This window comes from Streptomyces sp. NPDC005722 (assembly GCF_040630935.1).
Taxonomy (GTDB): domain Bacteria; phylum Actinomycetota; class Actinomycetes; order Streptomycetales; family Streptomycetaceae; genus Actinacidiphila.
Window position 1 is genome coordinate 147,403 of the sequence record NZ_JBEXYN010000012.1, and the last position, 13,952, is coordinate 161,354.

The 13,952-nt window shown below is 73.7% G+C and carries 10 protein-coding genes; 5 read left to right on the forward strand and 5 right to left on the reverse strand.

Translation table 11 applies throughout. The features are described from left to right. Positions 1 to 50 precede the first annotated feature (50 nt). Entirely contained in the window at positions 51 to 2,066 is a 2,016-nt protein-coding gene (gene fusA, locus ABZ479_RS16675; protein WP_500462290.1) for an elongation factor G, read from the forward strand. Positions 2,067 to 2,132: 66 nt separating this feature from the next. Here fusA and ABZ479_RS16680 read toward each other — a convergent pair whose 3' ends face one another. Beyond that, positions 2,133 to 2,549 carry a hypothetical protein gene (locus ABZ479_RS16680; RefSeq protein ID WP_500462291.1) on the reverse strand — a complete coding sequence of 139 codons (417 nt, stop codon included), beginning with the start codon at positions 2,547 to 2,549 and terminating at the stop codon, positions 2,133 to 2,135. A gap of 314 nt (positions 2,550 to 2,863) precedes the next feature. Between ABZ479_RS16680 and ABZ479_RS16685 the strand changes: the two genes are divergently transcribed. The 3 genes from ABZ479_RS16685 to ABZ479_RS16695 all read left to right on the forward strand — a co-directional run bounded on the left by ABZ479_RS16685 (position 2,864) and on the right by ABZ479_RS16695 (position 4,988). Further along, on the forward strand, positions 2,864 to 3,958 hold the full coding sequence (locus ABZ479_RS16685) for a mechanosensitive ion channel family protein (protein ID WP_500462292.1): 1,095 nt from the start codon (positions 2,864 to 2,866) through the stop codon (positions 3,956 to 3,958). A gap of 275 nt (positions 3,959 to 4,233) precedes the next feature. Continuing rightward, positions 4,234 to 4,563, forward strand: coding sequence for a hypothetical protein (locus ABZ479_RS16690; protein WP_500462293.1), 330 nt, complete (start codon positions 4,234 to 4,236; stop codon positions 4,561 to 4,563). An 89-nt stretch (positions 4,564 to 4,652) separates the two neighbouring features. After that, positions 4,653 to 4,988, forward strand: a complete 336-nt coding sequence (locus tag ABZ479_RS16695) for a hypothetical protein (protein WP_500462294.1) — start codon at positions 4,653 to 4,655, stop codon at positions 4,986 to 4,988. Between the two features lie 13 nt (positions 4,989 to 5,001). On the opposite strand, the gene ABZ479_RS16700 is transcribed toward ABZ479_RS16695, so the two are convergent. Then, positions 5,002 to 5,397: a hypothetical protein gene (locus tag ABZ479_RS16700; RefSeq protein WP_500462295.1), complete on the reverse strand. Its 396-nt coding sequence runs from the start codon at positions 5,395 to 5,397 to the stop codon at positions 5,002 to 5,004. A 47-nt stretch (positions 5,398 to 5,444) separates the two neighbouring features. Next, positions 5,445 to 6,632: a low temperature requirement protein A gene (locus ABZ479_RS16705; protein ID WP_500462296.1), complete on the reverse strand. Its 1,188-nt coding sequence runs from the start codon at positions 6,630 to 6,632 to the stop codon at positions 5,445 to 5,447. A gap of 309 nt (positions 6,633 to 6,941) precedes the next feature. Here ABZ479_RS16705 and ABZ479_RS16710 point away from each other — a divergent pair, with 309 nt between their 5' ends. After that, positions 6,942 to 7,466 carry a universal stress protein gene (locus tag ABZ479_RS16710; RefSeq protein ID WP_500462297.1) on the forward strand — a complete coding sequence of 175 codons (525 nt, stop codon included), beginning with the start codon at positions 6,942 to 6,944 and terminating at the stop codon, positions 7,464 to 7,466. Between the two features lie 133 nt (positions 7,467 to 7,599). Here the strand turns inward: ABZ479_RS16710 and ABZ479_RS16715 are convergent, their stop codons facing one another. Beyond that, entirely contained in the window at positions 7,600 to 10,548 is a 2,949-nt protein-coding gene (locus ABZ479_RS16715) for a S8 family serine peptidase (protein WP_500462298.1), read from the reverse strand. Positions 10,549 to 11,083: 535 nt separating this feature from the next. Beyond that, positions 11,084 to 13,951, reverse strand: coding sequence for an NHLP bacteriocin export ABC transporter permease/ATPase subunit (locus ABZ479_RS16720; protein ID WP_500462299.1), 2,868 nt, complete (start codon positions 13,949 to 13,951; stop codon positions 11,084 to 11,086). Between the last annotated feature and the right edge of the window lies 1 nt (position 13,952).

Sequence of the window (13,952 nt, forward strand, 5' to 3'; positions counted from 1 at the left end):
CGCGGAAATCGCGCCGCCCACCTCAGGACCACCCGAAGGGCCACCGGGCCATGCGCACCGTCAATCCGCCGACCGCCGTACGCAACCTGGGCATCCTCGCCCACGTCGACGCGGGCAAGACCACCGTCACCGAACGGATCCTCTACCTCACCGGCGCCACCCACAAGCGCGGCGAGGTCCACGACGGCACGACCGTCACCGACTTCGACCCGCAGGAGCGCGACCGCGGCATCACCATCTTCGCCGCGGCCGTGACCTGCGACTGGGACGGCCACCGGATCAACCTGATCGACACCCCGGGGCACGTCGACTTCTCCGACGAGGTCGAACGCTCCCTGCGCGTCCTCGACGGCGCCGTCGCCGTCTTCGACGCGGTCGCGGGCGTCGAGCCGCAGGGCGAGGCGGTGTGGCGGCGGGCCGACCGGCACGGCGTGCCGCGGATCGCGTTCGTCAACAAGCTGGACCGCGTGGGCGCCGACCTGGACGCCGCCGTCGGTTCCATCCGGGAGCGCCTGCACACCGTGCCGCTCGTCGTCCAGTCGCCGATCGGGCGGGAGGACGGCTTCACGGGCGTCGTGGACCTGCTGCGCATGCGCGTCCTGGTGTGGGCCGACGGCCACGGCACCTACGCCGAGGGCCCCGTGCCCGGCGCCCTGCGCGAGGACGCGCTGCGCCGCCGCCGTGCGCTGGAGGAGGCGGTGGCGGAACTGCACCCGGCCGCGCTCGAGGAGTTCTGCGAACGGTCGGCGCTGTCGGAGGCGACCCTGCGCTCCGCGCTGCGCGACCTGACGCTGTCGGGCGACGGCGTCGTGGTGCTGTGCGGCTCGGCGTACCGCAACCGCGGCATCGAGCCGCTGCTGGAGGCCGTCGTGGACTACCTGCCGTCACCGCTGGACGTCCCGGCGGTACGGGAGGCGGCCGACCCGGCGGCGCCGTTCGCCGCGCTGGTGTTCAAGGTGACCGTGACCGCCTCCGGGCGGCTCACCTACCTGCGGGTGTACGAGGGGACGATCAGGAAGGGGGACACGGTGCTGGACGCGCGCGCCGGACGCACCGAGCGGATCGGCCGGATCCTGCGGGTCCGCGCGGACCGGCACGCCGACGTCGACGCCGCGGTCGCCGGGGACATCGTCGCGGTCGTCGGGGTGAGGTCGGCGGCAGCGGGCGCGACCCTGTGCGCCCCGGAGGCTCCCCTGGTCCTCGAACCGCCGTCGGTGGCCGTGCCCGTCGTCTTCGCCGCGGTCGAGGCCGCCCGCACCACCGACACCGACCGGCTGGCGGTGGCGCTGGCCCGGGTGGCCGAGGAGGATCCCTCGCTGGCCGTGCGGACCGACCCCGAGACCGGTCAGACGGTCCTGTCCGGCATGGGCGAACTGCACCTGGAGGTCGCGGTGGAGAGGATCCGCCGGGAGCGGGGGCTGGACGTCCGCGTCGGGCGGCCGCGGGTCGCCTACCGGGAGACGCTCGTGCGCGGTGTGCGGGGCCTGGTCCACCGGCACGTCAAGCAGGAGGGTGGTGCGGGCCAGTTCGCGCACGTCGTCCTGGACGTCGAGCCGTACGAGGAGGCCGCGTTCGCGTTCGCCTCGACGGTCGTCGGCGGGCGGGTGCCGAAGGAGTTCGTGCGCGCGGTCGAGGCCGGCTGCCGGGACGCCCTCGCCGAGGGCCCCCTCGGTGGCCACCCCGTCACGGGTGTGCGGGTCACGCTCACCGACGGCGCCACGCACTCCCGCGACTCCTCCGAGACGGCCTTCCGCACCGCGGGCCGCCTCGGGATGCGGGAGGCGCTGCGCGGCGGCGTGATGGCCCTGCTGGAACCGGTCGTCGAGCTCACGGTCACCGTCCCCGACGACGCCGTGGGCACCGTCCTCGGCGACCTCGCCGCCCGTCGCGGCCGCGTCACCGGCTCCACGGCGCGCTCCGGCACGGCGGTCGTCACGGCGACGGTGCCGCTGGCCGAACTGTTCGGCTACGCGACCCGGTTGCGTGGCCGCACGCAGGGCCGGGGCACGTTCACCACCCGCCCCGCGGGGTACGCCCCGGCCCCCACGGGCACGGCGACCCGCTGAACGGCGCGCCCGGCCCCGCTCCCCGCAGCACGTGCGGGGAGCGGGGCCGGGCGCCCGTCGGGCGGCTCAGCCCCGCGCCATGAGGGCCTCGTTGACGGCCGCCACGCGCTCGTACAGCGGACCCTCCCGCACGATGTCGTCCCCGAGTCCCTGCCGGTGCGGCGCCACGTCGACGACGGTGACGAGGGTGTCGCCGAAGCCGATCACCGCCCACCAGTCCTGTCCGGCCACGCGGACCCGCCACGTCGCCTTCACCCACTTCCCGGTGTCGGTCCGCACCTCCGCCGAGACCGGTTCCCAGGACGCGGGGTCGAAGGCGAGGAGCGCCTCGACCGGTGCTCCCCGGCGCTCGAGGCGCTCCGTCACGTGCGGCCCGCGCGCGGTGAGCCGTGCGGGTTCGCGCAGGACGTGCCGTACCCGTGCGAACAGCGCCGCGGGGCCGGTGGCCACATGGAAGCGGGCGGTGTCGAAACGTGGGGCCAAGGGGTGGGGTCCTCACCGGGAACGCCCCGATCCCCGGCCGGGGACGGGCATCGTGACCAGGAAGGATACCGGCACGACCGCCGCCACCGTGCCCGGCCGGGGTGAGCCCCGCCGGATCGGGCGGCGGAGGCGGGGGCCGTATGCGGAGTGCGCCGCCGCTGCGGCAGGATGTGTCAGATCGCGCCAGGACAACGCCTGTTCGGCGCGACTCCCGAACGTCCCCCGAACGTCCCCCGAACGATGAGGCGACCAGTGACGACACAGCATCCCCCGCGCCCCGTGGGTGAATCCGTACGCACGTGGGGAGGCGACCGGTGAACCGCGCCCTCACGCTGCACGACCTGATCGTCGCCGGTGCGGCGATCGCCGCCGGCGCCCTGGCGGGGCTGCTGCTGCGGCTGGGCCTGAAGTGGCTGGGCGAGCGGGCCAGGAGCACCCGGTGGGGCGGCGACGACATCGTCGTCGCCGCGCTGCGCACCGTCGTGCCGTGGGCCGCGCTGGCGGCCGGTGCCTGGGTGGGGGCCGCGGCGCTGCCACTGACCCGCGTCGTGGACCGGACGGTCAACCAGGTGCTCGTCGCGGTGCTGATCCTGGCGGCCACGATAGCCGCGGGCCGCATGGTCGCCGAGACGGTGCGGTCGCTGGCGCTGTCCCGGTCCGGGGTCGCCGCCTCCGCGACGATCTTCGTCAACATCAGCCGTGTCGCCGTGATGGCGGTGGGCTTCCTGGTCCTGCTGCAGACCCTGGGCATCTCCGTGACGCCCCTGATCACCGCCCTCGGCGTCGGCGGTCTCGCCGTCGCCCTGGCCCTGCAGGACACGCTGGCCAACCTCTTCGCGGGCGTCCACATCCTGGCGTCCAAGACCGTGCAGCCCGGCGACTACATACGCCTCAGCAGCGGTGAGGAGGGCTACGTCGTCGACATCAACTGGCGCAACACGGTGGTCCGCCAGCTGTCGGACAACCTGGTGATCATCCCCAACGCCAAGCTCGCGAGCGCGATCGCCACCAACTTCCACCAGCCCGAGCAGCAGATGTCGCTGATCGTCCAGGCGGGCGTCGGCTACGGCAACGACCTCGAGCACGTGGAGCGGGTGACCATAGAGGTCGCGGGGGAGGTCATGGCGCACGTCGAGGGCGGCATCCCCGAGCACGATTCGGTCGTCCGCTTCCACACCTTCGGCGAGTCGCGGATCGACTTCTCGGTGATCCTGCGGACCTCGGAGTACGGGGAGCAGTACCGGATCAAGCACGAGTTCATCAAGCGCCTGCACCGCCGCTACCAGGAGGAGGGCATCGAGATCGCCTTCCCGACGCGGAACGTGGTCCTGCGTCAGGAGCAGCCCGACGCGATAACGCTGCCGCACCAGCGCACGGTCCCCGCGCCGGACCGCACCCCCGGCACCTGACGGCCGGCCCGCCGGGCACGCGCCGACGGGTGCGTGCCCGGCGGGGGGCGCCGAAGGTGACGGAGGGGGCACGGACGGTGCGCGAAAGTATCAGTCCGTGGCAGATTACTCCAAAGGTGGACATGTTGGACCCGGCTCGCTACGGTCGGGGGTGGGCGCGATCCGCCCGTCGAGCCGGTGCCCCGCCGCTCCCCAAGGCCGCACCTCACGCATGGATTTGGGCCTGACCAGGGACGAGGCACCCACCCCGTACGCATCCGAGAGGACGAACAGCCATGCGCGCACAGCGATTCCTCGCACTGCTCGCAGGCCCGGTAGCCGTAGGAGCCCTGGCGGTCCTGCCGGCGGCGCCCGCACAGGCCGCGACCGCCGGCCAGGTCACGGCGGGCACGGTCCAGGCCCAGGCCGCGGGCACCCTCGCCCCGCAGGTGAGCAACCGGTACTGGCGCGGTTTCCGCGACGGACGCGACGACGGACGCCGCGACGCCCGATCCCGCCCACGCTGCCGCAGCCAGTGGGACTCCTTCCGCCCCCAGAGCTGGAACTCCGAATACCGCCGCGGCTACCGCGACGGCTACCGCTCCGGCTGGAACTCCTACTGCTGAGCCGGCCCCGTGACCCGCCCCGGTCCCCGCGGGCCGACAATGGTGCCCTGAGCGAGGTCGGTCGGGATGCAGGGGAGCGGGAGCCGAACGTGAACACCGGGGACGAAGACCGGGTCTTCACCGGTCACTGGGTCTTCGAGGCCAATCTGCGGCCGCTGTGCGAGGCGGTGTCGTTCTTCACGGGATACGCGTTCGACGACGGGGACTGGCAGGCCGTCGAGGGAGCCCTCCCGGCGACGGACGCCGAACACCGCGACGGCTGGTACGCGTACCCGCTTTCCGGGCGCGTCCCGTTGACCCTGCTCGTCGCGCGCGACCCCGGTTCCTCCGTGGTCTTCGTCCGGTTCGCGGGACGACCCGGCACGGGGGAGGAGGCCCGGATCGAGGCGGCGCTCCACGTCTTCTCGACCTGGACCGTGCGGTGACGGACCGCGGCGGTCACTCGCAGACGCGCTTGGGGCCGTCCGCTCCCACCCGCGCGCGGAAGCGGACCTCGTGGCCCTTGGCGTCGGTGAAGACCGCCGCCGTCGGCGACAGCAGCGTCATCGTGCCCCGCTGCGTGGGGTTGTCCCAGTCCGGCGGTGGGTTGAAGGCGTCGCCGATGAGCGGGGTCTCGGCCTCGAAGTACGTGGACCCGATCAGGGCCTCGTCGATGCCGCAGTGGGTGTAGAGCTCGTAGGGGATGCTGGTCGGGGCCGGCGCGGTGGGGAACACCACGCGGGGAGGCTCGGGGTCGTTCCGGTCGTTCCGGTCGGCGCAGCCGGTGAGGGCGGCAGCGACGGCGGCGACGGTGGCCGCGAGGGCGGTGGCGCGTGCGGAGTGCCTGCTGCTCATGGCCGTTGGACGTGCCCGCCGCGGGCCGGGTTCCGTCCGCGGCCCCCTCAGGCGGCCGCGGGCCGTGCGCCGGTGCGCCGCCCGCGCGGTACGCAGGTCGCGGCGACCAGGAGCGCGCAGACCAGGCCCGTCACCAGGACCGGGGCGGGGGCGAACGTGGCGGCGAGGAGCGCCGCGACGGCGAGCGCGTGGACCACGTCGGGCGCGGCGGGGTGCCCGGAGGCGCCGCGGTGCAGCAGCCACACGGACAGCACGAACCCGGCGACGGGCACCGTGTACGCGGCCGCCGCGCCATAGGCGGTCAGGTGGCCGTGCCCGGTGGACCGGGCGACGTTGACGGCGAGCCCGGCGCCCACCGCTGCGGCGCAGGCGAAGACCGCGTAGTGGCCGTAGCCCCACAGCGTGGCCGTGGCGAAGCCGCCCAGGCGGCGGGAGGCGTTCTGGGCGAAGTACAGCCACCACAGCGCGCAGACCGTGAGGGTGCCGCCCACCACCAGCGTGGCGATGCCGCCGAAGGTCGCGTCGGTGTCGAGGGCGGCGCGCACGGCCCCGGCGGCGGCCGTGATGGACTCGCCCAGCACGATGAGCGTGAACAGGCCGAAGCGCTCGGCGATGTGACGCGGGTGCCAGGTCGTGTTGGCCGCCCGCTCGGCCCACACGGGGATCGCGAGCTCCGCCAGGGCGAGCACGACGTGCGACGGGAGACGGAAGGACCCGGGCACCACGAGGTGCGCCAGCCAGCCCGTCTGCACCACCAGGATGCCCGCCGCGTACCGCAGGCAGCTCCTGCGCCGCTCGGGGTCCGAACCGGCGGCCCGCAGCCACTGGCTGACCATGGCGAGCCGCATGAGGACGTAACCCCAGGTGATGACGGTGTAGTCGCCGTGCTGCAGGGCGGCCGACGTGCCCGCCGACATGACGAGGGCGCCGGTGATCTGCACGACGGTGAGCAGCCGGTACGGGATGTCGTCGGTGTCGTAGGCGGAGGCGAACCACGTGAAGTTCATCCACGCCCACCAGATCGCGAAGAACACCAGCGCGTAGCCGAGGACGCCGCTGCCGACGTGCCCCGCGGCCAGTTCCTCCTCGAACGCGGCGGACGTCTGGGCGACGGCCACGACGAAACAGAGGTCGAAGAAGAGCTCCAGCGTGGTGGCGGTGCGGTGCTTCTCGTCGGCGACGCGGGCGACCATCCGCCGCCGCCACGCCGTGGCGGCGGTCTGCGGCGCGCTCACCCCGCTCCCGTCCCCGCGGCGCACCCCGTGCCGCACCGGACGGGAACCCCTTCCTCGCTCACGTCACGTTCCTCGCATTCCCGGCGCCAAGGCTCTGCTTCCCCCACTGAGACCGGACGTCCCACGCGCGTGTGACACACCCCGGGGAACCCGGCGTCGCCGGGCGCGCCGTCCTGTCCCGCGGTGCCGGGCTTGTCACACTTCGCGGGCGGCGCCGGTCGGTAACGGTGGATGCCCGCACGTCCTCGGGCGGCCCTCTCCGGTTTCCCGGGGGCCGTCCTCCGTCCAGCACAGCCCGAAAGGTTTCCCATGGCAGGCCACCGCGATCCCGGCCCCCTCGGCGACGACCCCCTGCCGCGGTCCTCCACCGCCGGGGAGCCGGTTCCCGTCATCCGCGGCGTCCACGCGAACGTCGACGAGTACGGGGTGCTCGTCGGCTACAGCGGCTCCGCCACCAGCAGGCGGGCGCTGTCCTACGCGGCAGGGATGGCCCGGCGCACCGGTGCGGCGCTCCTCATCGTCCACGTCGCGCGGGAGAACCCCGTCGCGTCGCTGCTCGGCTACTACGACGTGGCCGGCGGGTGCGGGACGCACGGCGACGGCAGGCGCGCGCTCCTGCGGCAACTCGCGCGTGAGGACCACCTGTCGGGGCTGCCCTGGACGCTCATCCACCGCAAGGGCGCCGTCGCGGACGAACTGGAGAAGGCCGGCCGCACCTACCGGGCGAACGCCATCATCGTGGGGAGCGGGCGCGCGGCCGGCCTCCGGCTCTTCCGCTCGATCTCCGACCGCCTGGCGCGCGGCGCCCAGCGCCCGGTGATCGTCGTCCCCTGACGGCGGCCGCCGGGGCCCCTGCGCGGACCGCCCGGCCGGGGAGCGCACCCGACGGCGGAGGGCCGGCCTTCCCTCGGGAAGGCCGGCCCCGGTCCGGCGTGAGCCGGTCAGCGCGTCGCTGTGCGGTCCGCGGTCAGCGGGAACTGATCAGCAGGCCGGGCACGACGGTTCGGCCGGTGCGGAACTCGGTGTACGCCCACTGCTCGACGTCGGGCTGCGGGCCCACGGGGTCCAGCGTCACCTGGGAGTACCCGCCCCGCTCCACCTGGGACGGTGTGGTCAAGGTGGCGTTGTGCCGGTCGCCCTTCTCGGGGACGACGGTCACCCCGAGCCGGTAGGGAACCTCGGCCGAGGTCGCCGTCTGGGCATGCACGTAGGCGGTGTAGACGCCGGGTTCGGGGAAGAACCGGGCACTGCGCTCGCTGCTGTGCCAGGACGCCCAGCTCCGGTCGACGAGTTCGCCGTCCTTGTAGAGGTAGAGGTCCAGGTTCGTGTCCGGGTCGTCGGAGGCGGTCTGCACGATCAGTCCGGCCGAGCCGCGCGGCACGACGATCTTCGTGCCTTGGGTGCCCACCCCGCCGGGGGAGAACACGCCGCCGCTGACGGAGGTCGTGAGCTGCTTGTCCGTCCAGGTCACGGGGGTGTACCCGGTGGTGCGGCCGGCCAGCGGGCCGGTGAAGCCGGGCTCCAGGTATCCCTGGCCCTGGCCGCCGGTGCGACCGAACTCGATGCCCGTGTCGTCGTACGGCCGCGGCGTGAAGCCCCACGGCCGGCCGGCGACCGTCAGGCGCACGCGGTGCTTGGCGCTGCTGAAGACGAGCGAGCCGGTGGTGTAGCGGTCCCAGGTCGCGGTGCCGCGCTCCAGGGTGATGGTCACCGTGGCGGTGGCTCCCGGCTTCACCGAGATCGTCCGGGGGCTGACCGTCACCTTCATCCCGGCGAGCCCGTCGACGTGCGCCGTGTACGTCTCGGTCCGCGTGCCGACGTTGGTCAGCCGTCGCGTGAGCCGTACCGGCTTCGTCCCGTCGTACTCGCGCAGCGCGATCGACGGCAGGTTGATCTCCTTGCCGTCGGGGGTCGCCGCGGCCGCGAAGGCGGTCAGTTCGGCCGCCGAGGGCTCGACCACCAGGCCGGGGTCATCGGCCGACGAGGTCCGCGGCAGGCCGGAGCCCTGGCGGAGCGGACTGGTCGTGCCCCGGGTGTCGGTGGCGGTGGTGCGCAGTGCCGAGGCGGTCGCGCCGGGCGACCACTTCGGGTGCCGGGTGCGCAGCAGCGCGGCCATGCCGGCCACGTGCGGGGCCGCCATCGAGGTGCCGGAGTAGGCGTCGAAGAGGCGCCCGCCGGCCATCGGCGACACCGCCGCGACCACGTCGATGCCGTCCGCGACGAGGTCGGGCTTCTGGAGCCCGGTGTGCGTCTGGTCGGGGCCGTAGGACGAGAGGCTCGCCACGCTCGGCAGTCCCACGACGCTGCTGCCGTCCCCGCCCTCGGCCAGCGAAGCGGTCCCGTCGGTACGGTGCGCCCACAGGTAGTTGAAGAGCTTGCCCGCCTGCTCGGCGCTCCACAGGTAGACGGTCGGGAAGTCGTAGATCACGTTGAGGCGGGTGTTGCCGGTCGACTGGAACAGCACCACGCCGACACCACCGGCGGCCTTGACCGTCGACACCGCGTCGACGGAGTCGATGAAGTCGCAGGCCACGATCTTGCCCTTGACCTTGGCGGGGTCGAGGCTTCCGGACCAGCAGTACTGCGCGCCGTCGTCGAGCGATCCGGCCTGGTCGGCGAAGACGATCGGCGTGCTGCGGCGGGACGGCAGTCGGTCCATGGAGGTGCCGACGATGCGGGTGCCGTCGCCGAGCCGTACGGTCGCCTCGTGGGACCGCTCCACCGTCGCACCGACCGTGGTGACCCAGGGTTCGGCGTTGCTGATCATTCCGGACATGCCGTCGTTGCCGGCGGACGCCGCGACGAAGACCCCGGCGAGGTACGCGTTGAGGAAGGCGTTCCCGATCGGGCTGTTCGGCTGGTAGTCCCCCATCGAGTTGCCGATCGAGTAGTTGATCACCTGGACGCCGTCGGCCACGGCCGCGTCGATCGCCGCGATGATGTCGGCGTCCGTGCCCGAGCCGCCCCACAGCGCCTTGTACACGGCGATCCGCGCGTCGGGCGCCACTCCGGAGATCGCGCCGTAGTCGTGCCCGAGGACCATCGCGTGCTTGACGGGAAGGCCCGCCGCGGTGGAGGCGGTGTGGGTGCCGTGTCCGCTCATGTCCCGGGGCGAGAGGCTCTCACCGTCGGGCAGCGAGCCGTAGGCGCTGAGCCACCCGTCGGCGAAGTAGCGCGCCCCGACGATCTTGCCGTTGCAGGCGGAGGCGGGGAAGTCCCTGCTGGTCTGGCAGGTGCCGTGCCAGCCCGCGGGCGGCGCCATGGTGGTGGCGAAGGAGGCGCTCTCCGGCCAGATCCCGGTGTCGATCACGCCGATGACCACATCCGAGCCGTGGGCCGGCTTGGTCTGTGCCGCCGTCTGTGCCGCCGTCCGCGCCGGCGCCTGCGCGGTGTGCTGCGCCGCCTGCGTGGTGAGGGTCGTCGCCGCGTCGGCCTTCACGAGTTGGGCCGGGGTGACCGCCTCGACGCGCGGGTCCTTGGACAGCTTGCCGGCCTGCGCACCGGTCAGTTCGGCGGCGAAGCCGTTGAAGGCGGTCGTGTACGTCCGCTCGGCCCGCACACCGAAGTCGCCGAGTACGTCACGCTGGGCATCGCCCAGGTGCTGCCGGTACTTCTCGGCCGCGGCCGAGTGCGGCTGGAGATCCTGCCCGGCCACCGGCTTCGTCGCCGCGAGTCCCTCGACGCCGCCCGTGTACGAAGTGACGGGCGCTTCCCGCAGCCGCACGACGTACTGCCCCTTGATGGTGTCGGGCTGCGCGGCGGTGTGCAGGGCGCCACCGCCCGTGAGGGCGGCCCGGGTGTGGTCGTACCGGCCCAGCTTCAGGTCCGGCAGCGGGGTGCCGGTCTGTGCCGCGGCCGGCCCGGTGCTCCCCAGGCCGCTGAACAGGGTGGCTAGGACGGTGATTGCCGACGCCACGACTATGTGGCGTCGTCGTCGAAGGCTCGCGCTCGTGACCACGAGTCTCCTCCCATGAAGTGAACGGTGTGAATGTCCGTCACACCCAACCTCCAATCGATCACGGGAAGATCACGTTCGTATGACGATCCGTCGTACCCGGTGTTGTCGTGACGGCCCGTCGGGGATGTTCCGCCGCCACGGCGCGGTGAGTCCCCCGCGCCGGGAACGGCGCCCGGTCCATCCCCGGGTGCGGGCGGAGTTGTGGCTGTCGGGGCCCTGACCAGCGCAAACTCGCCCACGGGCAGCTGCGGTTCGGTCCGTGCTCCCGGGCGCTCAATGCGGGGTTCTGGGGAGGCGACATCCTGCCGAAGCCCCGTGCGACGTGGGCACCCACCTGTCTGGCGTCTTGCGGACAGGTGTCGGGATGCCGACACCGCTGAGCACGTTCACCGTTGACCGGGCGCACAAGTGGAGCGCCACGCGCACCACCGCCGAGCCGACCGGCCGGCGCGTTCGACGGCGTCCGCACGGTACGGGGGCGCCGTCCCCCCAACTAGCTCATCTGGCGTCGGACCAGCTCGTGCAGCCGTCCGCCGGGGTTCGCCAGGAGGTCGGCGGGGCGGCCCTCCTCCACGACCCGGCCGTCCTCCATCACCACCACGCGGTCGGCGTCCATGACGGTGGAGAGCCGGTGGGCGATGACCACACGGCTGGCCCGCAGCCGCCGGGTGCTGTCGATGACGATGCGCTGGGTCTCGTTGTCCAGGGCGCTGGTGGCCTCGTCGAGGAAGAGCACGCGGGGCCGGCGGATCAGCGCCTGGGCGATCATCAGGCGCTGGCGCTGCCCGCCGGAGACGGTGCTGCCGCCCGCGATCATGGTGTGCAGGCCCATGGGCATGCGCTGGATGTCCTCGGCCAGACCGGCCATGGCGGCGGCCTCCATCGCCTCCTCCTGCGTGTACGCCTCCGCGCCGCAGATGCAGTCGAGTATCGAGCCGGTGAACGGCTGGGCGTTCTGCAGTACGACGCCGCACTGGCGGCGGACCGCGCCCTGGTCGAGGGCGGCCAGGTCCTGGCCGTCGTAGAGGACGCTGCCCGAGGCGGGCCGGTCGAAGCCGATGAGCAGGCGCAGCAGCGTGGACTTGCCGCAGCCGCTGGGGCCGACGATCGCCACGAACTCCTCGGGCCCGACCCGCAGGGAGACGTCGTCCAGGACGAGCGGGCCGTCGTCGGAGTAGCGGAAGGAGAGGTTGCGGGCCTCGATCGCGCCGGAGAGGACGCCGGGCTGGGTGCTGCCGCCGCGAACCTCGGGCGCCTCGTCGAGGATCGGCCTGACCTGCTCGTACATCGGGAGCACCGCGACCGCCGACAGCAGCGCCCCGGTGAGCTGGGTGACCGAGGTCAGCAGCATGGTCATGGCGGTGCTGAAGGTGAGGAATCCGGACGCGGACAGCGCGCCCCGGGCCGGGCCGGCCAGCAACATGAACATGATGAGTGAACAGAGCGGCAGGTAGACCGCGTTGAGGACGGTCGTGACGTTCTTGACGCGGCCGGCGCGCTGCTGGAGTTCGCGGCTGCGGGCGAACCGGCGGGCCCACGCGGCGTACGCGAAGCTCTCGGCGGCGGCGACGCGGAGCTTGGGCAGCCCGCGCAGGGTCTGGAAGGCCTCGTTGTTGAGCTTGTTGCCGAGTCGCACCAGGCGTCGCTGCCAGCGCAGTTCCCACAGGCCGAGGCCGAGGAGCGCGGCGCCGATGACGACCAGCATGCCGAGGGCGGCGAGCGCGAGCGGGACGCTGTACAGGAGCAGCAGGACGAGGTTCATCGCACCGACCGTCGTCGCCTGGACGGCGACCGGGCCCACCCCCGCGAGCACCCGGCGGATGGCGCTGATGCCCATCGCGGCACTGGCCAGTTCGCCCGTGGAGCGCCCGGCGAAGAACCCGGTCGGCAGGCGCAGCAGCCGGTCCCACACGGCCGGTTGCAAGGTGGCCTCGATGCGGCCCTCGATGCGCAGCACGGTGAGGTTCTGCGTCAGCATGAACGCGGCGCACACCAGGCCGGTGACGGCGACGGCCAGCGCGGCCCGGACGATGAGCCCGGTCTCCGCGTCGGGCACGAAGGTGCCCAGCACCTGGCCGGTCGCGATCGGCACGAGCGCGCCGAGGCCGACGGTGACCAGGCTGCTCAGCACGAGGTTGCGCAGGTCGCCCGCGGAGCCCCGGAGGCTGAAGCGCAGCAGCCCCGCCAGGCCGGTGCCCCGCTCGGGCAGCGGCCGGTAGAGCATGTCGGCACGCTGCTCGAAGTCCTCCGCGTTGTACTCCGCGACCCGGACGCGGCTGCTGCCGCCGGGCCCCACCGCCTCGTAGCCGCCGCGCCGCCACAGCAGGGCCACCGGCGCGCCGGACGCGGCGCGCCGCCCCACCAGGGGGCCGGTGTTCTCCCGCCACCATTCGCCGTCGAGCCGCACCGGGCGGGTGCGGATGCCCGAGGTGACGGCGACCCGCTCGACGGGGTCCATGCGGTCGCTGACGGCGCCGCCGCGCGACGGCGGGACGAGGGTGATGCCGGCGGCCTCGGCGACCTGCCGGCAGACGGCGTACGTCGCGTCGTCGGACGCGGCCGCGGCGGAACGCGAGGCGGCCTTGCGGGAGGTGCCGATGGAGGCCAGAAGATCGCGGTCGGCCTGCTCGCGGACGGCCTCCCCGGCCTTGATGCCCGCGGCGGTGCGGTCCTCGTGGGCGCGTTCCAGGCCCTCGATCCAGCCGTCCAGGGTCGACAGCAGCCGGTACTGCTGGTTGACCATGCTCTGCCACATCGCGCCGTCGAGGAGCAGGTCGCCCGCCGCCTCCGCGGAGTACGCGGCCCCGTACTGCACGCTGCCCGGCAGGACCGGCAGCCACAGGATGTCGTCGTCGGCGACGTGCTCGCCGTCCGTGGTGCGGCCGGTCAACGGGGCCTCGTACAGCACGCGCTGGCTGCGCCCGACGCCGAGCGCGAAGGCGTGCTCGAGGAGGCTGAGGGCGAGCTCCCGGGTGTCGTGCCCGGCACCGTACGGGCCCTGCCCGTCCCAGCCGTCGCCGTACGCCGCCGGGTGCGGCTGCGGCGGCCGGTACAGCTCGCGCAGCGGCACGCGGCGCAGGTGGCAGCCCTGCAGGGGGCGGCCGACGAGGGTGTGCCGGGGGCCCTCCACGGGGCCGAGCAGGAGGGTGCCGGGTTCCAGGCGGCCCAGGTAGTGCCAGTGGCCCTGCTGGGCCGCGTCGACCGCGAACAGGTCGAGGGCGCCCGCCACCACGAGCCACAGCACGTGCGGCCCCTCCAGGGGGATGCTGCGCAGGCCGGCGCAGTCGACGGGGCCGCCGAGCCCGCCGAGGGCGGTCAGGACCGGGTCGCCGGCGGCGGTGCCGGGCTGTACGGGGATCACC

What these genes read in the sequence shown, in the direction of transcription:
- ABZ479_RS16690 (WP_500462293.1), top strand. Translation starts at nt 4,234, where the DNA reads ATGCGCGCACAGCGATTCCTCGCACTGCTCGCAGGCCCGGTAGCCGTA.
- ABZ479_RS16700 (WP_500462295.1), bottom strand. Translation starts at nt 5,397, where the DNA reads ATGAGCAGCAGGCACTCCGCACGCGCCACCGCCCTCGCGGCCACCGTC.
- fusA (WP_500462290.1), top strand. Translation starts at nt 51, where the DNA reads ATGCGCACCGTCAATCCGCCGACCGCCGTACGCAACCTGGGCATCCTC.
- ABZ479_RS16710 (WP_500462297.1), top strand. Translation starts at nt 6,942, where the DNA reads ATGGCAGGCCACCGCGATCCCGGCCCCCTCGGCGACGACCCCCTGCCG.